The sequence below is a fragment of the Streptomyces sparsogenes subsp. cuspidosporus genome (assembly GCF_039532705.1).
Lineage (GTDB): Bacteria > Actinomycetota > Actinomycetes > Streptomycetales > Streptomycetaceae > Streptomyces > Streptomyces sparsogenes.
Genome location: NZ_BAAASD010000035.1, coordinates 1 through 18795 on the forward strand (window position 1 = coordinate 1; position 18795 = coordinate 18795).

An 18795-nucleotide genomic window follows, 5' to 3' on the forward strand; every position below is an offset into this window, starting at 1 on the left:
GTGCGCGCCCGCCCGGGGCCGCACCCGCACCCGCTCGGGGCCGCCCCCGCGCCCGCCGGGGCCGTGCCCGCACCCGCTCGGGGCCGCCCCCGCGCCCGCCGGGGCCGTGCCCGCACCCGCTCGGGGCCGTGTCGGGGGCGGTTGCCGCCGCGCCGGTGAAATATCGCTCCGGCGGTGTGAAGGGCGATTATCGGTAAGGAATGTGTGGACGTCCGAGAATTGATCAACACTGTTGATCCACTCTCGATCCACCCTTGATCCACTCTGGCGTGATCAATTCGGGAAACGTGATGCGATCAGTCGCTCCGAGCCCGAACGGAGTAGCGGAAGTCCTTCGACTGGACTCCGGCAAATCGGGACATAGGGTCACTCGTGAGGGGTCGTCGAAGGGTGTAACGTACGGGTTTCGCTGTGCCCGCGCAGCCGCTCCCACCTGCGAATACCCGCTTCCGCAGACCTCTCCCAGCACGTTCCGCCCGCTGTTGTCAAGCCCCGAGATATGCCCTGACCTGCGAAAACGCCATTCAGAACAAGGCGTTCCCGTGTTACCCTGGATAGCCACGGAAGGGGTACCTGTCACATGACGTTCAAGGTTGGCGACACCGTGGTCTATCCCCATCACGGGGCCGCGCTGATCGAGGCCATCGAAACTCGCCAGATCAAAGGCGTGGACAAGACCTACTTGGTGCTGAAGGTCGCTCAGGGTGACCTGACGGTTCGTGTGCCGGCGGACAATGCGGAGTTCGTCGGTGTGCGTGATGTGGTTGGCCAGGACGGGCTGGACCGGGTCTTCGAGGTGCTGCGGGCGCCGTACGCCGAAGAACCGACGAACTGGTCCCGTCGCTACAAGGCAAATCTCGAGAAGCTCGCCTCCGGCGACGTTATCAAGGTCGCCGAAGTGGTGCGCGACCTGTGGCGCCGAGAGCGGGAGCGCGGACTCTCCGCCGGTGAGAAGCGCATGCTTGCGAAGGCACGCCAGATCCTGGTGAGTGAGCTCGCTCTCGCGGAGAGCACCAACGAAGACAAGGCCGAGGCTCTGCTCGACGAGGTCCTCGCGTCCTGACCCATAGATGCCGCGGTGCCCGAGTGACTCAGATCCAGCATCTGTCGCCGGGCGCTGCGGCATGTGCGCATGCCGGTGTCGCCCTCAGGCCCACGCCGAACGCTGTCTGGAACGCCGTCCGGCCCGGTACATGGCGTGCCGGGCCCGGGCAGCTGGCTCGACCAGTCGTCACGGAAGGGGCTGGTCGGCGCATCGCGCCCGGCACGCTGTGGCCATACCCATCTCGGTCGAGGAAGCAAACCTGAACGCCAACTCAATGTCCGCATCAGGGCAGTCCGCGAGTCCCGGGGGCGCCGAGGGCCCCGTCCGCCCCGCCCGTACCGCCGCCGTCATCCCGGCGGCGGGCCGCGGGGTGCGCCTGGGGCCCGGCGCGCCGAAGGCGCTGCGTCCGCTGAGCGGCACGCCCATGCTGGTCCACGCCGTACGCGCCATGGCCAGATCCCGTTCGGTCGTGCTCGTCGTCGTGGTCGCCCCGCCGGACGGGGCCGACGAGGTCCGCCGGCTGCTCGACGCGTATCCGCTGACCGGCACCACCGAGGTCGTGGTGGTCCCCGGCGGCGAGACCCGCCAGGAGTCGGTCCGGCGCGGTCTGGCCGCCGTGCCCGAGGACATCACCACCGTCCTGGTCCACGACGCGGCGCGTCCGCTGGTCCCCGTCGACACCGTGGACGCGGTCGTCACCGCCGTACGGGAGGGGGCGCCCGCCGTCGTCCCGGCGCTGCCGCTCGCCGACACCGTCAAGCAGGTCGAGCCGCGCACCGGCGAGCGGGCCGGCGAGCCCGAACCGGTCGTCGGCACCCCGGAGCGCGCGCTGCTGCGCGCCGTCCAGACCCCGCAGGGCTTCGACCGGGCCACGCTGGTCGCCGCGCACGAGAAGATCGCCCTGGAGGGCGAGGGGGCGACGGACGACGCCGGGATGGTGGAGCGGCTCGGGGTCGAGGTCGTGGTCGTGCCCGGCCACGAGGAGGCGTTCAAGGTGACCCGGCCCCTCGACCTGGTGCTGGCCGAGGCCGTACTCGCCCGGAGGAGGGCCACCGATGGCTTCTGAGGTCCCCGACACGCCGGTTCCCGACACGCCGGTTCCCGACACGCCCGCTTCTGGGGCGCCGGTGGCCGAAACGTCCGTCGCCGACACGTCCGCCCCGGGGGCGCCGGTGGCCGGGATGCCCGCCCCGGGGGCGCCGGTGGCCGGGGTGCCCGCGGCCGCGATGCCGCTCGTGGGCATCGGCACCGATGTGCACGCCTTCGAGAAGGGCCGCGAGCTGTGGTGCGCGGGGCTGCTGTGGGAGGGCGCGGAGTACGGCCTGGCCGGGCACTCCGACGGCGACGTCGCCGCCCACGCCGCCTGTGACGCGCTGTTCTCCGCCGCCGGCCTCGGTGACCTGGGGGCCCACTTCGGCACCGACCGCCCCGAGTGGGCCGGGGCCTCGGGGGTCACGCTGCTGACCGAGGCCGCCCGGATCGTCCGGAGCGCGGGCTTCGAGATCGGGAATGTGGCGATCCAGGTGATCGGCGTACGCCCGAAGATCGGCAAGCGGCGGGACGAGGCGACGAAGGCGCTCTCGGCGGCGGTCGGGGCGCCCGTGGCGATCTCGGGCACCACGACCGACGGCCTGGGTCTCACCGGCCGGGCGGAGGGCCTCGCGGCGATCGCCACGGCCCTGGTGGTGCGGGTGCGCCAGGCGGCCTGACCAGGGCGACGGGCGGGCGGGGGAAGGCGCTGCGCCGAACGGCCCTGCTCGCGGAGGTTTGACGGTGTGTCGGGCGCTCACCGGGTACCCAACACACCGTACGTATCTCGCGAGGGAAGGAACCGCCGTGCCAGCCGCACTCTCCGACGAGCTCAAGCGCATCCTCGACACCCCGGTCTTCGTGACCGTCGGCACCATCCAGGCCGACGGCAGCCCGCAGCTGTCCCCGGTATGGGTGAAGCGCGACGGCGACGAGCTGCTGATCTCCACCACCATGGGGCGGCAGAAGCAGAAGAACCTCGACCGGGACCCGCGGGTGTCGGTCGTGGTGCAGCCCGCCGACGCCCCGTACACGTACGCGGAGATCCGCGGCACCGCGACCTACACCACCGAGGGCGCGAACGAACTGATCGACGAGCTGTCGCTCAAGTACACGGGCAAGAAGTACGCCGAGTTCAACCCGGCCTCGGCGGAGGACGCCCAGCGCATCGCCGTACGGATCACCCCGCGCAAGGTGGTCGGCAGGGTCTGAGCAGTGAGGGAACGGCGGTCGGGCCGGCGGTCGGAGCGGCGGTCGGGTCGTGGTCGGGCCGGCGGTCGGAGCGGCGGTCGGGTCGTGGTCGGGCCGGCGGTCGGAGCGGCGGTCGGGTCGTGGTCGGGCCGGCGGTCGGAGCGGCAGCCGGGCCACGGGCGGGTCAGCAGTCGGAGCGGCAGCCTGGCCGGCGGTCGGGCCGGCGGCCGCGGCGCCGGTCGGGGCACCGGTCGGGGCGTCCGAAGGGTCACGCTTCTGTGTCCCTGCGGCCATAAGGTCGCGGGGCACTACCGCCTTCCGTCTACCCTTGATGCGTGACTATTCGCCTGTACGACACCAGCGCCCGGCAGATCCGTGACTTCAACCCGCTCACGCCGGGCTGCGTCTCGATCTACCTGTGTGGCGCGACCGTGCAGGCCGCCCCGCACATCGGGCACATCAGGTCGGGGCTCAACTTCGACATCATGCGCCGCTGGTTCGCCTACCGCGGCTACGACGTGACGTTCGTCCGGAACGTCACCGACATCGACGACAAGATCATCGCCAAGTCGGCCGAGCAGAACCGCCCGTGGTGGGCGATCGGCTACGAGAACGAGCGCGCCTTCAACTCGGCGTACGACGTCCTCGGCTGCCTGCCCCCCACCTACGAGCCCCGGGCCACCGGCCATGTGCCGGAGATGATCGAGATGATGCGGGGCCTGATCGAGCGGGGCCACGCCTACGCCGCCGAGGGCAACGTCTACTTCGACGTGCGCTCGTACCCCGGCTATCTCCAGCTCTCCAACCAGGACCTGGACGGGCTGCGCCAGCCCTCCGGCGAGGGTGAGGGCGGCAAGCGCGACCCGCGCGACTTCGCCATGTGGAAGGCGGCCAAGCCCGGCGAGCCGAGCTGGGAGACGCCGTGGGGGCGCGGCCGGCCCGGCTGGCACCTGGAGTGCTCGGCGATGGCCCACAAGTACCTGGGCTCGGCCTTCGACATCCACGGCGGTGGCGTCGACCTGATCTTCCCGCACCACGAGAACGAGATCGCGCAGGCCAAGGCGTTCGGAGACGACTTCGCGACGTACTGGACGCACAACGCCTGGGTGACCATGAGCGGCGAGAAGATGAGCAAGTCGCTCGGCAATTCGGTGCTGGTCTCCGAGATGGTCAAGCACTGGCGCCCCATCGTGCTGCGCTACTACCTCGGCACCCCGCACTACCGCTCCATGATCGAGTACAGCGAGGAGTCGCTGCGCGAGGCCGAGTCCGCGTTCGCGCGTATCGAGGGCTTTGTGCAGCGGGTCACCGAGAAGGCGGGGAAGGTCGTCCCGCCCGCGCCCGAGGTGCCGCCCGCGTTCGCCGAGGCGATGGACGACGACTTCGGCGTCCCGCAGGCGCTCGCGGTCGTCCACACCACCGTCCGCCAGGGGAATTCCGCCCTGACCGCCGACGACAAGGAGTCGGCGGTCGCGCGGCTGGCCGAGGTGCGCGCCATGCTGGGCGTGCTGGGCCTCGACCCGCTCGACGAGCACTGGGCGGGCGGCCCGGACCGGGGCGAGGACCTGCACGGAGTGGTCGACTCGCTCGTACGGCTGGTCCTGGAGCAGCGGCAGGCCGCGCGGGCCCGCAAGGACTACGCGACGGCGGACGCGATCCGCGACCAGCTGCAGCAGTCGGGGCTGGTCATCGAGGACACCCCGAGCGGGCCGCGCTGGGAGCTCGGCTCGCGCTGACCCCGGTGGCCCCGGCGCCCATGCCCCGCGCGGGGCGCCGGGACCACCGCCACCGCGCAGACGACCCCGGGGCCCCGCCCCGGCCGACCCGAGGGGCCTCGCCCCGACCGACCCCCGGGGCCTCACCCCGGCCGACCCCCCCCGGGGCCTCGCCCCGACCGACACGCGGTGTGCCGCCCGGCGCACCCACCACGACATGACCCAAGCAGGCAGCCGCCGGACCAGGCCCGGCGGCGCAGCCGCGCGAAGCCGTGAGGCCCGCCAGGGCCGGGCGGCCGGCGGGCGGCCACGGACGAGAAACAGGTGAACCCCATGGCCGGCAACAGCCAGCGCAGGAACCGTCGCACCGCCAACAAGAAGGGCGCGACGGTCGGCAGCGGCGGCAAGCGGCGCCGGGCGCTGGAGGGCAAGGGTCCCACCCCGCCCGCCGAGATGCGCAAGGGCCACGTCAAGCAGCGCGTCGCCCAGGCGCGCGCCAAGCAGGCGGCCCGCCGCCCGGCCCCGCGCCGGGGTGGCGGCAAGGGCACGAACGAGCTGGTGGTGGGCCGTAACCCGGTCGTCGAGGCGCTGCGCGAGGGCGTCCCGGCCAGCATGCTCTACGTCCAGCAGTTCATCGACAGCGACGACCGGGTGCGCGAGGCGCTGAAGCTCGCGGCCGACCGCGGCGGCATCCACCTCATGGAGGCCCCGCGCCCGGAGCTGGACCGGATGACCAACGGCCTCAACCACCAGGGGCTGGTCCTCCAGGTGCCGCCGTACGAGTACGCGCACCCCGAGGACCTGGTCGCGGCGGCGGCCGACGCGGACGAGGACCCGCTGATCGTCGCGCTCGACGGGGTGACCGACCCGCGCAACCTGGGCGCGGTGGTGCGGTCGGTGTCGGCGTTCGGCGGCCATGGTGTGGTGGTGCCGGAGCGGCGCGCGGCCGGGATGACGGCGGGGGCGTGGAAGACCTCGGCGGGCACCGCGGCGCGTACGCCGGTGGCGCGGGCGACCAACCTCACGCGGGCGCTGGAGGCCTACAAGAAGGCGGGCCTGATGGTGGTCGGGCTGGCCGCCGACGGCGAGACCGAGGTGCAGGACGCCGAGGTGCTGCAGGGCCCCGTGGTGATCGTGGCCGGCAGTGAGGGCAAGGGGCTGTCCCGGCTGGTCGCCGAGACCTGCGATGTGCTGGTGCGCATCCCGATGCCGGGCGGCGCCGAGTCGCTCAACGCCGGTGTGGCGACGGGTGTCGTGCTGTACGAGGCGGTCCGGCACCGGCGCTGAGCTGATCATGGTTTGACGGGTCTCGGACACCCGGCAGGGGTCAAGGCAGTGTCCTAACCGCGCGTCACTCGGTTAGATGAGCGTGGAGACCAGAACACCCCGCACGCCCTTGGGGGGACGCGCACCGGGTTTTGACGACGAGCCACAGCTGGCCATGGTCAAGGTGCCGAGCGATCCGGCGCAGGTCATCGTCAATCCCGTGAGCTTCCGGGTGCAGCTCGCCGCCCCGGTGGTGAGCAGCGCGCTGGCGGGCACGACGCGGCTCGCCCGCGTCCCGGCCGCCGCCGCCCGGCGCCGCCCGCCCGTGGTGTGGAGCGGCCGCACCCGGCCCGGTGGCGACGCGGCGGCCACCCGGCTGCTGCAGGCCGTGCGGTACGCGGGGGTGGGGCTCGCGGACTCCGGCGCGCCCGGCACCGGAGACGGCACCGCCCGGCCCGGTGGCGACGACGCGGCGGCCACCCAGGTGCTGCCCCGGCTCAGGTTCGACGACGGCCCGCCCACGGTCGTCGGCCCGCGCCGCAGCCCCCACACCGAGTCCATGCCGCCGGCGGACGGGCCCGGCGGGCCGCGGCACGGGACGCCGCGGGAAGCCCGCGCCTCGCAGGGCCGGGCCTCCCAGGGCCGGGCGGCCGGGGGCAGGGCGGCCCGGGCCGCCGAGGTGCCGCGCCAGCGTCGCCACTCCGACTCCGTACGGCACGCCTACTACCCGGGCCGCCGGATGAACCTGGGCGTCGTCCTGCTCCCGCTGCGCGTCTTCCTCGGCCTCATCTCCGTCTACGCGGGCATGGGCAAGCTCTCCGACCCGGTCTACTTCGACGGCGGCGAGCGCGGCTCCATGGTCACCTGGCTGCGGTCGCTGCACCCCTGGCCCATCGCGGAGCCGCTGCGTGACCTGGCGCTCGGCCACCCCGTGGGCGCCGGCCTGACCGTCGCCTTCCTGCAGATCGTGGTCGGGGTGCTCACCGTGCTGGGGCTGTGGCAGCGCCTGGCGGCCTTCTTCGGCGCGTCGCTGTCGGCCGCGCTGATCCTGACCGTGAGCTGGCGGACCGTACCGGCGTACGACGCGCCGGACATCATCTACCTCGCCGCCTGGAGCCCCCTGATCATCGCGGGCGCCCCGGTCTACTCGACGGACGCCCGGCTCGCGGGCGAGGCGTGGCGGCGGCTCGGGCCCCGGGTGGGGCTGTGGGAACTGCGGCGGCGGGTGCTGCGCCGGGGCGGGCTCATGGCGCTGGTGGTGGCCGGGATGACGCTGCTGGTCGGCTCGATGCTCGGCGGCGCCGTACGGGCCTCCGAGACGGTGCGTTCCCCCGAGCCGAGCGACGTCCCGACGAACAACCTGCCCGGTTCTCCGCTGCCGCGGCGGGCCGACCAGAGCCCCACGGGCGCCACTCGCGGCCCGCTCGGCGCGGGCGGAGCCCCGTCCCCGCGCGCCCCGGCGGCCGGCTCGACCGCCCCGTCGGCGTCCTCCTCGGCCGGCTCGCCCAGTGCCTCGGCCACGACCGGCGGCACCGCCCGCCCCACCCGGCCGCAGAACGGCGCCCGGACCGCCCCCTTGCAGCCCCGGCGTCCCGCCGCCCCGGCGACCCCGGACGGGCAGTCGTCCGTGGGCGGCCGGGCCGGCCTCGGGACCGGCGCGGGCGAGTCCCTGCCCGAGTCCGTCGTGGGCAACGGCGGCACGTCCGGCGACGCCTACGGCTACAGCGAGAGCGCCCCCGAGGGCACCGGCGCCCTCGGGGGCCTCCTGGGCTGACGGCACCCGCCTGAACTGACGGCATCTGCCCGAACTGACGGCATCTGCCTGAACCGACGGCATCCGCCTGAACTGACGGCATCTGCCCGAACTGACGGCATCCGCCTGAACTTGACGGCATCCGCACCGGCCTGCGAACCCTCTGCGGTCTGCACACCCTCTGCGGCCTGCGAACCCTCTGCGGGCAGCAAACCCCTGCGGGCTGCGAACCCTCTGCGGCCTGCACACCTCCTGCCCGGGCGGCGATCCGGCGCCCGGGCGTCACCGCCTCTCCTGGCGGGTTGCTGCCGAGTCACCTGGGGAGACGAGTCCTGTCTCGTAGGCGAGGACGACGGCCTGGGCTCGGTCGCGCAGGGCGAGTTTGGCGAAGATCCGGGCCACGTGGGTCTTCACCGTCGCCTCACTGAGCGTCAGCGTCCGCGCCAGTTCGCTGTTGGACAACCCCCGGCCGACGAGCGTCAGCACCTCGCGCTCCCGCTGCGTCAGGGCGGCCAGGTCGCGGTGGACGGCCGGGGTCCCGGGTTGTCGTTCGGCCCCGGCACTGTTTCGATGTTCGCCTCCGGCACTGTTTTGACGTTCGCCTCCGGCACTGTTTCGATGTTCGCCTCCGGCAAAACGCTCCACCAGGCGGCGGGTGATCGAGGGGGCGAGCAGGGCGTCGCCGGTCCTGACCAGGCGTACGGCGGAGGCGAGGCGCTCCGGAGTGACGTCCTTGAGGAGGAAGCCGCTGGCGCCGGCGGCGAGGGCGGCGTAGACGTAGCGGTCGAGGTCGAAGGTGGTCAGCATGATCACCCGGCAGTCCGGGGCCTGCGCGAGCACGCGGCGGGCGGCCTCCAGGCCGTCCATGACGGGCATCCGGATGTCCATCAGCACCACGTCGGGCCGCAGCCCGCGCACCGCTGCCACCGCCTCCGCCCCGTCGGCGGCCTCGCCCACCACGTCGATGCCGCGGGCGGTCAGGATCAGCCGGAAGCCGGTGCGGACGAGTTCCTGGTCGTCGGCGACGACGCGGGGGGCGGAGGGTTCGGCGGGCGTCATGGCCGGTCCAGGGGGATCCGGGCGCGGACGCGGTAGCCGCCGCCGAGGCGGCGGCGGGCGTCCAGGTCACCGCCGTAGACGGCGACCCGCTCCCGCAGCCCGAGCAACCCGCGCCCGGCTCCGTCCGCCCGACCGGCGGCAGGGCGGACGGGAGGCGCGGAGCCGTCGGCGGCGGTACTAGCAGCGGTACCCGGAGATACGGCGCCGCCGACCGGGCTGCCCGGAGACGCGGCGCCGCCGGCCGCGCTGTTCGGAGCTACGGCGCCGCCGGCCGTCAGGACGCTCGGACCGCTGTTCAGCACCTCGACCCGCAGGTAGTGGTCCGCGTACCGCACTGTCACCTCGGCCTTCGCTGAGGTTCCGTGTTTGAGGGCATTGGTCAGCGCCTCCTGGATGATCCGGTAGGCGGTGACATCGATTCCGCCCGGCAGCGGGCGCGGTTCCCCGGAGATTCGTACGTCCACGGGCAGGCCGGCGAAGGCGAACCGGTCGATCAGCGGGCTGAGCCTGCTCAGGCTCGGCTGGGGGGACAGATCCGCACCCGACAGGCCCGTGCCCGACAGGCCCGTGCCCGACAGGCCCGTGCCCGACAGGCCCGTGCCCGACAGGCCCGTGCCCGACAGGCCCGTGCCCGACAGGCCCGTGCCCGACAGGCCTGCACCCGACAGGCCCGTGCCCGACAGATCCGCAACCGACAGGCCCGTGCCCGACAGGCCCGCACTCGACAGATCCGTACCCGACAGAACCGTCCCGTAGGGCTCGTCGTCGCCGTTCTGCGCGGGGGCGAGCAGGCCGAGCAGGTGTCGCAGTTCGGTCATCGCGTTCCGGCCGGCGCTCTCGACCGCGCTCATCGCGGCCGCGGCCTCGTCCGGCATGGTGGCCAGCACCTCGCGGGCGGCACCGGCCTGGACGACCATGAGGCTCACGTTGTGGCTGACGATGTCGTGGAGGTCCGCCGCGATCCGGGCCCGCTCGGCGTCGACCGCGGTCCGGGCCGCGCTCTCCCGTTCCCGCTCCAGCAGCCAGCCGCGCTCCCCGATGGTTGACCGGTGGCGCCGCCGCACCCGGATGAGGGCCGCGCCCAGCCAGCCGGCGGCGGTGCACGCCGCCACCAGCGCGATGACCAGCCACCCCACGCCCGAACTCCACACTCCGCCAGCCTCGCAGCCCGTCCCGTGATCCGCGTCATTCCCAGGGTCCAGCTCCGTACATCCCCGGGATGACGGCTCCGTACGGTTACATCCGGGGAGGGACGCCGCCCCGTCCCGCCGATCCTAGGTTCGTGCCATGACTCAAGATCCCGGCAGCTCGCAGCAGGTCGTCGTGCGGCTGGACGGCGTACACAAGGAATACGGCGACGCCAAGGCCCTGGACGGCATGTCCCTGGAGCTCCGCGCGGGGGACGCGGTCGCCGTGATGGGGCCCTCCGGCTGCGGCAAGTCCACCCTGCTCAACATGGTCGCGGGCCTGGACCGGCCGACATCCGGAGCCGTCGAGGTCCACGGCCAGGACCTCGGCAAGCTGAACGAGACCGGGCTGGCCCTGTTCCGGCGGCGGCACATCGGCATGATCTTCCAGTTCTTCAACCTCATCGACGACCTCCCGGCGCTGGACAACGTGGCGCTGGCCGCTCAGCTGACCGGGACCTCGGCCCGGCAGTCGCGCCGCCGTGCGCTGGAACTCCTCGACGAACTCGGCATCGCCGACCGCAAGGACACCTATCCGGCCGCGCTGAGCGGGGGGGAGCGCCAGCGGGTCGCCGTGGCCAGGGCGCTGATGAACCGTCCGGCCCTGCTGCTGGCCGACGAGCCGACCGGTGCCCTGGACAGCCGCTCGGGCGAGCAGGTGATGGACCTGCTGATTGACCTCAACCAGATCGGCCAGACCCTCTTGATCGTCACCCATGACCCGCATCTGGCCACCCGCTGCGCCAGCCGGCTGATCGAGGTGGCCGACGGCCGGGTGGCCCGCGAGAGCGCGCTGGAGCCGAGCGCATGAGCGCCGTCTGGTCGGCCTCGCGCGTGGCCGTGAGGCGCCGCAAGGTCCAGACGGCCGTCATAGGACTCGTGGTGCTGTGCTCGACCACGACCGTCCTGCTCGCGCTGGCGCTGATGAGCGCCGCCTCGGCGCCTTTCGAGCGGGCCTTCGCCCAGCAGCACGGCGCCCATGTGGTGGCCACCTTCGACCGGACCAAGGTCTCGGACAAGGAACTGGCGCGCACCGCCGGGCGGCCGGGTGTCCAGGCCGTCGCGGGGCCGTATCTCCAGGCCACCGTCGACATGCCCGCACAGTGGATGTGGGTCCCGTCCGGCCCCCTGACGGTGGTGGGCCGGTCCGATCCGGCGGGCAGCGTGGACCGCGTCCGGCTCCTGGAGGGCCGCTGGGCCACCAAGCCCGGGGAGGTCGTCGTCAACTGGCCCGTCCAAGGCTCCCCCGGCCTGGAGAAGCTGGGTACGAAGCTCAGGGCGCGCGGTGCCCCGGCACTCACCGTCGTCGGCTTCGCCACCAGCATGAGCAAGTCCGCCGGCGCCTGGGTCGTACCCGAACAGATGGCCGCGCTGCACCCGGCCTCGGTCCAGATGCTCTACCGCTTCACCAAATCCTCCACCGACGGGCAGATCCGCGACGGTCTGTCGGAGGCCACCGCGGGGCTGCCCAGGGGCTCGCTGACCACCACGCAGTCGTACCTCACGCTCAAGCGGGCCTTCTCCGCGGTGGCCGATTCCTATCTTCCCTTCATGACGGTCTTCGGCGTCCTCGGCCTGCTGGTCTCCGCCCTGATCGTCGGGAACGTGGTCAGCGGGGCGGTCGTCTCCGGGAACCGGCACATCGGGGTGCTCAAGGCGCTGGGCTTCACGCCGAACCAGGTGGTCGCGGTCTACCTCACGATGGTTTCCGTACCCGCGGTCGTCGGCTGTGTCGCCGGCACCCTGATCGGCGACGCGCTGTCGCATCCCATCCTGCGGGACGCCTTCAGCGGAATCGAGACCGGCAGTGCCTCCATCGGCGTCGGCCCCTGGGTGTACGCCGTCTGTCTGCTGGGCATGCCCGCCGTCGTCGTCCTCGCCGCGCTGGTCCCCGCGCTCCGCGCGCACCGGCTCCCCGCGGCCCGGGCGATCAGCGCGGGCAACGCGCCGCGGACCGGGCGCGGGCTGCGCGTCCAGCGGGGGCTCAGCGGCACCCGGCTGCCGCGCGCCGTGAGCCTGGGCCTGGGTCAGCCCTTCGCCCGCCCGGGCCGCACCCTCATGACGATGGCGGCCATCGTGCTCGGCGTCACGACCGTGACGCTGACGACCGGGCTCACCAACACCATGGTCGCGTTCGGGAAACACGGCCAGAACAACGGCGCCGCGTGGGTGAACGTGGAGGCGGGCAGGCCCGGGCTCGACCAGAAGGCGCCGAAACTGAGCGACCGCCAGATCGAGACACGGCTGCGGTCCATTCCCGGGGCGGACCTGGTGACCGCCCGCGCCCTCACCACCGTGCGCCTGGCCGGGTACACACAGACCGTCTTCGCGAACTTCTACCGCGGGGACACCCGGATGTACGACTCCGAGATCGTCAAGGGGCACTGGCCGCACGGACCGGGCGAGGCGGCGGCCGCGCCGGCCTTCCTGAACCAGCACGGGCTCGCGGTCGGCGACCGGATCACCCTGTATCTGAACGGCAGACAGGCACGCGTCACCGTCGTCGGTGAACTCATCGAGGGCAACCCCCACGCCATGGAATCCACCTGGCAGACCCTGGCCGAGCTCGACCCGGACCTGCGGGCCATCGAGTACACGGTCGAACTCGCCGACGGCGCCGACGCCGAGGCGTACGCCAAGGCGGTCAAGGCGTCCGACCCGGGGCTGTATCTGCTGCCCGGCAGTTCGACGAACACCACGGCCGCGACCGTCGTCAGCTTCTCGGCGGTGTTCACCGTGCTGCTGACCGTCGTCGCGGCTCTGGGCGTCTTCAACACGGTCCTGCTCAACACCCGGGAACGCCGCCGAGACCTGGGCATGCTCAAGTCGATCGGCATGACGCCACGCCAGGTCACGGTGATGACCGTGACGTCCGTGGCGGGGGTGGGCGCGGTCGGCGGGGTGCTGGGGATACCCCTCGGGATCGCCGCGCACCGGCTGCTCGTGGACCACGTGGGAGTGGTCGCGTTCCCGGAGTCCATGAAGGACGTCTGGCCCGCGCCGCAGCTGGCCGTACTGGCCCTGGCGGGGGTCGCGATCGCCGTCCTCGGCGCGCTGGTCCCGGCCCGCTCGGCGGCGCGGCTGACGATCGCCAAGGTGCTGCACAACGAGTAGGCCGGCGGTGCCTCCCCCGGCGCCGGGCCCGGGCCCTCGGGCCCCGGCCCCGGCGCGGGGGAGACGGCGGGCGCGCCCGGTGTTCGTTCGGACGCGCCGGTTCAGACGCGCCGGGCGGCCGGGGGTCCGTTCAGACGGGGTCCGTTCAGACGCGCTGGGCGGCGGGGGCGTGGCCCAGGGGGCCGGGCGGGGGCGGGCCGGCGGAGAGTTCTTTGGCCGCTTCGGTGAGGTCCTTGGCCGTGTCGATGGCGCGCCAGTACGCGCCGTGGGGGAGGGGGAACCCGGCCAGGCGGCGCTCGCGGGCCAGGCGGGGGAAGGTGGTGCGCTCGTGGTCGCCGCGGTCGGGGAGGAGCGCGGTGAAGTCGGCGGAGAAGACGTAGACGCCGGCGTTGATGAGGTAGGGCGACGGCGGGGCCTCGATGAAGTCGAGGACGTGGCCGAACTCGTCGGTCTCCACCGCGCCCCAGGGGATGCGCGGGCGGGCCAGGGCGAGGGTGGCGACCGCGTCCCGCTCGCGGTGGAAGTCGGCCATGTCGCGGAGCGAGAAGCGGGTCCAGATGTCGCCGTTGGTCGCGTACCAGGAGCGGTCGGGGTGGGGGAGCTGCGCGGCGGCGAACTTGAGGCCGCCGCCGCGGCCGAGCGGCTCCTTCTCGACGACCGTGGTCACCCGCAGCGGGAGGTCCGCCGACTCCAGCCAGTCCTGGAGCACCGCCGCGAGGTGCCCGCAGGAGACGACGGCGTCGGTGACGCCCTCGGCGGCCAGCCAGGCCAGCTGGTGGCCGATGATCGGGGTGCCGGTGCCGGGGATCTCGACCATGGGCTTGGGGCGGTCGTCGGTGTACGGGCGCAGCCGCGAACCCTGGCCTCCGGCCAGGACGACGGCTTGGGTGGGGCGGGCGGGCAGCGGGTGCCGTGCCGCGGTGCGGGCGTCATCTGTCATGGGCCGCACGATATGCGGTGCCGTGGTGGGGGGCGCGAGCCGCGGTCAGCTGCGGCCCTGGGACACGCCGGTCGCGAAGGAGGTGTCGCAGACCGGGCGGGAGTAGGCCTGGGCACGGTCCGCCCCGCCGTACTTGGCGACCGCGGCGCGGCCTAGCGCGCGGGCGATGGAGGCGCAGTGCCTGGCCAGCGAGGGCCGCTCGGAGGTGGCGACCTGGAGGTGGGTGAGGGCCACACCCGGGTCCTTCTCCTGGAGTTCGGCGAGCAGCCGGTCGCGCAGGGCCTCGTGCGGGGCGCGGTGGGCGGCGCGGGTGGAGGCCTTGTCGGAGGAGGCGGTGAGGATCTGGGACTCGGACGTCGGGGAGGCCCACGGGACGCGGGTGACGGCGAGTGTTCCGGAGAGGACGAGGACGACGGGGAGGACGAGGGCGAGAGTTCTGCCGATGCGGCGTGCTGCGGTGTTCAAGGGACGTTCCTCGCGGTTCGTGGCCGTGCTCGACGGTCGGTAGGGGACTGCGGTACGCGGTGATCGTAGCGAGGAGCGATGATTTGGCGACATTTAGTCACCGTTTCGGGGGATCCGGAGCCCGAGGGGGCGGGGTGTGCATTGACGAGTTGGGTGAAATGTCTGTTTTTTATAGGGAATTTGTCTGCCGGGGTATTTGTCGACAGGACAACAGGGTGCGGGGCGCCAGGGGGGCGACAGGCGGGGGGTGGGCAACAGACGGCGCCGCCCCTCCGTCGGTGACGGAGGGGCGGCGCCGTAGGGGCGTCTCGGTCAGTCGCTCAGGCGCTCGCCGGAGGACGTCGAGAAGACGTGGGTCTCGCCCGGGCGCGGGACGACGTGGAGCGTGGCGCCCTTCTCCGGGACGGAGCGGCTGTTGACGCGGACCACGAGGTCCTTCGTCTCGCCGCCGACCTCGACGGTGCCGTAGACGTAGCCGTCGGCGCCGGTCTCCTCGACGACGTTCACGGAGACGGCGAGGCCGGCCGGGGCGTCCTTGCTCGCCTTGGCCAGGGTCTTGGCGGCGGCGCCGCCCTCCTCGACGACGTCGAAGTGCTCGGGGCGGACGCCGACGGTGACCGTGCGGTCGCCCCTGTCCGCCGCCGCGCTGAGCGCCTCGCGGCTGACCGGGACGACGCTGTTGCCGAACTTCACGCCGCCGTCGGTGATCGGCACCTCGATCAGGTTCATCGCCGGGGAGCCGATGAAGCCCGCGACGAAGAGGTTGGCCGGCTTGTCGTACATGTTGCGCGGCGAGTCGACCTGCTGGAGCAGCCCGTCCTTGAGCACGGCCACCCGGTCGCCCATGGTCATGGCCTCGACCTGGTCGTGGGTGACGTACACGGTGGTGATGCCCAGCCGGCGCTGGAGGCTGGCGATCTGGGTGCGGGTCTGCACACGGAGCTTGGCGTCCAGGTTGGACAGCGGCTCGTCCATGAGGAAGACCTGCGGCTCACGCACGATCGCGCGGCCCATCGCGACACGCTGCCGCTGACCACCGGAGAGCGCCTTGGGCTTGCGGTCCAGGTACTCGGTGAGGTCCAGGATCTTGGCGGCCTCTTCGACCTTCTGCCGGATCTCGGTCTTGTTGACACCGGCGATCTTCAGGGCGAAGCCCATGTTCTGCGCCACGGTCATGTGCGGGTACAGCGCGTAGTTCTGGAACACCATCGCGATGTCCCGGTCCTTGGGCGGGAGGTGGGTGACATCGCGGTCGCCGATGCGGATCGCGCCGCCGTTGACGTCCTCGAGGCCGGCGAGCATCCGCAGGGAGGTGGACTTGCCGCAGCCGGAGGGGCCGACGAGGACGAGGAACTCGCCGTCCTCGATGGCGATGTCGAGCTGGTCGACGGCGGGCTTTTCGGTGCCCGGGTAGATCCGGGTCGCCTTGTCGTACGTGACCGTGGCCATGCTGATCTGGTCCCTTCACCGGCAGGAACGTGCCGGACGATCCGAGTAAAAGGCAGGGGTCTAGTCCACTCTCGCGGACTGGCCGCGAACTTACCTGGGGGTGGGGCTCCCTGTCTCTACCTGAGCGGACCAAACTTTGGGCGAGCGGAGAATTTCGAACGGATCACCCCCGCGGCGTGGGTACACTGCTGGGGACGCGCCGACTTAGCTCAGCTGGTAGAGCACCGCTCTTGTAAAGCGAAGGTCGTCGGTTCGAGCCCGACAGTCGGCTCCGCGGCGCAGCGGCCCTTCGTGGCGAATCACGGAGGGCCGTTCGTCTCGCTTCGTACACGCCCCCGTACGCCCGGTGCCCGCCGCGGCTGTCAACAAATTGCCAGCGCCGCCTCCGGGCGATTGCCCACCGTTGCCTTCCGGGTGCGCTGCGCGTTCGAACCGGGCTCGCCGGGGGTGAGTTTCCGGGTGGGTGTGCAGCTTGTTGACAATCCCGCGGGTGTCGCGTGGTGGCGTTAAGCAGAAGCGGCCCAAGAGGGGTCCATTTTGCTTGATCTTTACCAACTGTAGTGCGTTGACTGGCTTGCTGAGGGCGAACTAACCTCGCGCCGCAGGGGCTTGTACGGCCTTTCCGAGCACAATCCACCCACTGGACGAGGGCTTCTTGGTGTGCGGAAGAAGTGGCTACTCGCGCGTCAGGAAACCGGTGGGTAACGGTGCGCGGAAGTTCGTGGTGCCGAAGTTCGTGATTCTGATCGGCGACCGTTTCATTGCGGGTTCAATTACGGGCGGCCGCCGACCGTCATCGCGGCCGTTCTCGGGGACCTGGGACGGTCGGCAGCAACCGACGGGTATGCGACGACGGGTCGCGTGCCGCATGGGGGAGTCATGGCTGAACTGTCCAGTACGAAGGAAGAGCCGGCGCCCGTACTCGGCGTCCCGGCGCAGTGCCCGCCGATGGTGCTGGCCACCGACGGCCCCGCGGTCAGACAGGCCATCGGGCAGCTCCTGACGCGCGCCCGGCACAGCGTCAGTCTGATCGTGCCCGGCACCTTCGAGCGGGCCAAACCGATCCTGCCGCTGATGGGCCGGTTCACCGCCGTCGCGGGCACCGGGGTCACCGTGCGCGTGCTCTGCGCCCCGCAGGTCCTGGCCCCGCTCGGCATCCTCGCCGCCGCGCGGCGCGGCCCGCTGGGCTACGAGGTGCGGGTCGCGGACGTCGATCTGCAGGGGACCGTGATCGCCGACGGCAGGGCCGCCTTCGGCCGGTCGGGCGGCGAGCGGGGCGGCCGTTACGCGACCTTCAACACCGACCCGGCCTCCGTCCGCGCGCTGGACCTGATGTTCGCCGGGGCCTGGGGCAGCGCGATGCCCCTGGAGGAACACCAGCGCCTGGCCGAGCGGCTGCGCTCGGAGTCCGTACGGATGATCCTGGAGCGGCTGCGCGAGGGTCACACGGACGACGTGGCGGCGCGCCAGATCAGGGTCTCGCTGCGCACGTACCGCCGCCATGTCGCGGCGATCATGCGTGACGTCGGGGCCCACTCCCGCTTCCAGGCCGGGGTGCGCGCCGTCGAACTGGGGCTGTTGTCGGACGTCGACTGACGTGACCGGGCACGAGGAGGGCGACGCCGAAAACGAGCGGGCCGACCAGGCCATCGCCCGGGAACTCCTGGCGGTCCGCGCGCTCATAGAATCCACGGCTGTTTCCGCGGCAGCCGAATCGACGGCCGCGGAATCGACGGCAGCTGAATCGACGGCCGCCGAATCCAGAGCCGGTGATTCCGCCTCCGCCGAATCCGCCGCCGGCCAGGAGCCGGGGCGACCACTGGGGAACTCCTGGGTCGCGGCGGTCGAAACGGACGAGGAAGAAATTCGAACAGCGGCCGAAGAGCTGATCCGGGAGGCCGAGGAGAATGTCGACGTGGTGCTCGCGGCGGAGGCAGCGCACGTCGTCGCCCTGCATTCCGTACTGAGCGAATGGCTCCGTTCCGGGGGCGAGGACGTGAGAACGCGTGTCCTGTGCGCGCAGAACACACTCGACTGGAATTTCGTGCGGCGGCACGCCCGGGACGGACGGCCGCTGGAGGTCCGGGTCGCCCGGATTCCGCTTCTCGCCGCGTTCATCGTGGACGGGCGCGCCGCGCTGGTGTGCGCCGACTCCGCGGTCGGCCGGCGGGCCTCCGCCATCCGCGACCCGGGGGTCATCGAGACCTTGCAGACCCTCTTCGACGGCATCTGGCGCAACGCGGTGGTGGTGAACGAGCGGGTCGACTTCGGGGACCACGCCCGGATGGAGATGGTGCGGCCGATCCTGGAATGGCTCAGGCTGGGCGTCACCGACGAGGTCGCGGCACGCGAGCTGTCGGTCTCGGTGCGCACCTACCGCCGCTATGTCGCCGAGATCATGGCCCTGCTGGGCGCGAGCTCCCGGTTCCAGGCCGGGGTACGCGCCGCTGAGCTGGGGCTACTGCCGGTCACACCGCCGGGCGACGCCCCCCGGGACCCGCCGCGGGACACCCCGCGCCACCGGCGCTGAGCCGGCGGCGGGGCGGGGGGTGGCCGTGGCCGGTTGAGGTGCTGGCAGCTTC

General features: G+C 72.5%; 16 protein-coding genes and 1 tRNA gene. 12 read left to right on the forward strand and 5 right to left on the reverse strand.

All coding sequences use genetic code 11. The annotated features are described in order from the left end of the window. Window positions 1–580 precede the first annotated feature (580 nt). The 7 genes from ABFY07_RS30985 to ABFY07_RS31015 all read left to right on the forward strand — a co-directional run bounded on the left by ABFY07_RS30985 (window position 581) and on the right by ABFY07_RS31015 (window position 8020). A complete protein-coding gene (locus ABFY07_RS30985; RefSeq protein WP_009716930.1) occupies window positions 581–1063 on the forward strand; it encodes a CarD family transcriptional regulator in 483 nt (160 codons plus the stop codon). Window positions 1064–1319: 256 nt separating this feature from the next. Then, window positions 1320–2111, forward strand: coding sequence for a 2-C-methyl-D-erythritol 4-phosphate cytidylyltransferase (ispD, locus tag ABFY07_RS30990; protein WP_065961088.1), 792 nt, complete (start codon window positions 1320–1322; stop codon window positions 2109–2111). 115 nt (window positions 2112–2226) lie between these two features. Next, the gene (ispF, locus tag ABFY07_RS30995) at window positions 2227–2754 is read left to right on the forward strand and encodes a 2-C-methyl-D-erythritol 2,4-cyclodiphosphate synthase (RefSeq protein WP_346177738.1); all 528 of its coding nucleotides are present in this window, start codon (window positions 2227–2229) and stop codon (window positions 2752–2754) included. 127 nt (window positions 2755–2881) lie between these two features. Continuing rightward, a complete protein-coding gene (locus tag ABFY07_RS31000) occupies window positions 2882–3286 on the forward strand; it encodes a PPOX class F420-dependent oxidoreductase (RefSeq protein WP_346177672.1) in 405 nt (134 codons plus the stop codon). 314 nt (window positions 3287–3600) lie between these two features. Then, entirely contained in the window at window positions 3601–5001 is a 1401-nt protein-coding gene (gene cysS / locus ABFY07_RS31005) for a cysteine--tRNA ligase (RefSeq protein WP_346177673.1), read from the forward strand. 312 nt (window positions 5002–5313) lie between these two features. Beyond that, on the forward strand, window positions 5314–6267 hold the full coding sequence (gene rlmB, locus ABFY07_RS31010; RefSeq protein ID WP_346177674.1) for a 23S rRNA (guanosine(2251)-2'-O)-methyltransferase RlmB: 954 nt from the start codon (window positions 5314–5316) through the stop codon (window positions 6265–6267). A 76-nt stretch (window positions 6268–6343) separates the two neighbouring features. Then, on the forward strand, window positions 6344–8020 hold the full coding sequence (locus ABFY07_RS31015; RefSeq protein ID WP_346177675.1) for a DoxX family protein: 1677 nt from the start codon (window positions 6344–6346) through the stop codon (window positions 8018–8020). Between the two features lie 261 nt (window positions 8021–8281). On the opposite strand, the gene ABFY07_RS31020 is transcribed toward ABFY07_RS31015, so the two are convergent. Then, window positions 8282–9058 (reverse strand): response regulator, encoded by a 777-nt coding sequence (locus ABFY07_RS31020; RefSeq protein WP_346177676.1) that lies wholly within the window; start codon window positions 9056–9058, stop codon window positions 8282–8284. Continuing rightward, window positions 9055–10194 (reverse strand): histidine kinase, encoded by a 1140-nt coding sequence (locus ABFY07_RS31025; protein ID WP_346177677.1) that lies wholly within the window; start codon window positions 10192–10194, stop codon window positions 9055–9057. Before ABFY07_RS31025 ends, ABFY07_RS31020 begins: the two co-directional genes overlap by 4 nt. A 151-nt stretch (window positions 10195–10345) precedes the next feature. On the opposite strand from ABFY07_RS31025, the gene ABFY07_RS31030 reads away from it, so the two are divergent. Both ABFY07_RS31030 and ABFY07_RS31035 read left to right on the forward strand, forming a co-directional pair. Next, window positions 10346–11056 (forward strand): ABC transporter ATP-binding protein, encoded by a 711-nt coding sequence (locus tag ABFY07_RS31030; protein WP_346177678.1) that lies wholly within the window; start codon window positions 10346–10348, stop codon window positions 11054–11056. Further along, complete coding sequence (locus ABFY07_RS31035; RefSeq protein WP_346177679.1) at window positions 11053–13359, forward strand: ABC transporter permease; 2307 nt, start codon at window positions 11053–11055, stop codon at window positions 13357–13359. Before ABFY07_RS31030 ends, ABFY07_RS31035 begins: the two co-directional genes overlap by 4 nt. Window positions 13360–13504: 145 nt before the next feature. On the opposite strand, the gene ABFY07_RS31040 is transcribed toward ABFY07_RS31035, so the two are convergent. The 3 genes from ABFY07_RS31040 to ABFY07_RS31050 all read right to left on the reverse strand — a co-directional run bounded on the left by ABFY07_RS31040 (window position 13505) and on the right by ABFY07_RS31050 (window position 16213). Next, on the reverse strand, window positions 13505–14299 hold the full coding sequence (locus ABFY07_RS31040; RefSeq protein ID WP_065961073.1) for a nucleotidyltransferase family protein: 795 nt from the start codon (window positions 14297–14299) through the stop codon (window positions 13505–13507). Between the two features lie 45 nt (window positions 14300–14344). Beyond that, window positions 14345–14764: a hypothetical protein gene (locus tag ABFY07_RS31045; RefSeq protein ID WP_346177680.1), complete on the reverse strand. Its 420-nt coding sequence runs from the start codon at window positions 14762–14764 to the stop codon at window positions 14345–14347. 312 nt (window positions 14765–15076) lie between these two features. Beyond that, window positions 15077–16213, reverse strand: a complete 1137-nt coding sequence (locus ABFY07_RS31050) for an ABC transporter ATP-binding protein (RefSeq protein ID WP_346177681.1) — start codon at window positions 16211–16213, stop codon at window positions 15077–15079. A 198-nt stretch (window positions 16214–16411) separates the two neighbouring features. On the opposite strand from ABFY07_RS31050, the gene ABFY07_RS31055 reads away from it, so the two are divergent. The 3 genes from ABFY07_RS31055 to ABFY07_RS31065 all read left to right on the forward strand — a co-directional run bounded on the left by ABFY07_RS31055 (window position 16412) and on the right by ABFY07_RS31065 (window position 18743). Continuing rightward, window positions 16412–16484: transfer RNA gene (locus ABFY07_RS31055), tRNA-Thr, on the forward strand. Window positions 16485–17092: 608 nt separating this feature from the next. Beyond that, window positions 17093–17809: a helix-turn-helix domain-containing protein gene (locus ABFY07_RS31060; protein WP_065961067.1), complete on the forward strand. Its 717-nt coding sequence runs from the start codon at window positions 17093–17095 to the stop codon at window positions 17807–17809. Window position 17810: 1 nt separating this feature from the next. After that, window positions 17811–18743: a LuxR family transcriptional regulator gene (locus ABFY07_RS31065; RefSeq protein ID WP_346177682.1), complete on the forward strand. Its 933-nt coding sequence runs from the start codon at window positions 17811–17813 to the stop codon at window positions 18741–18743. Window positions 18744–18795 lie beyond the last annotated feature (52 nt).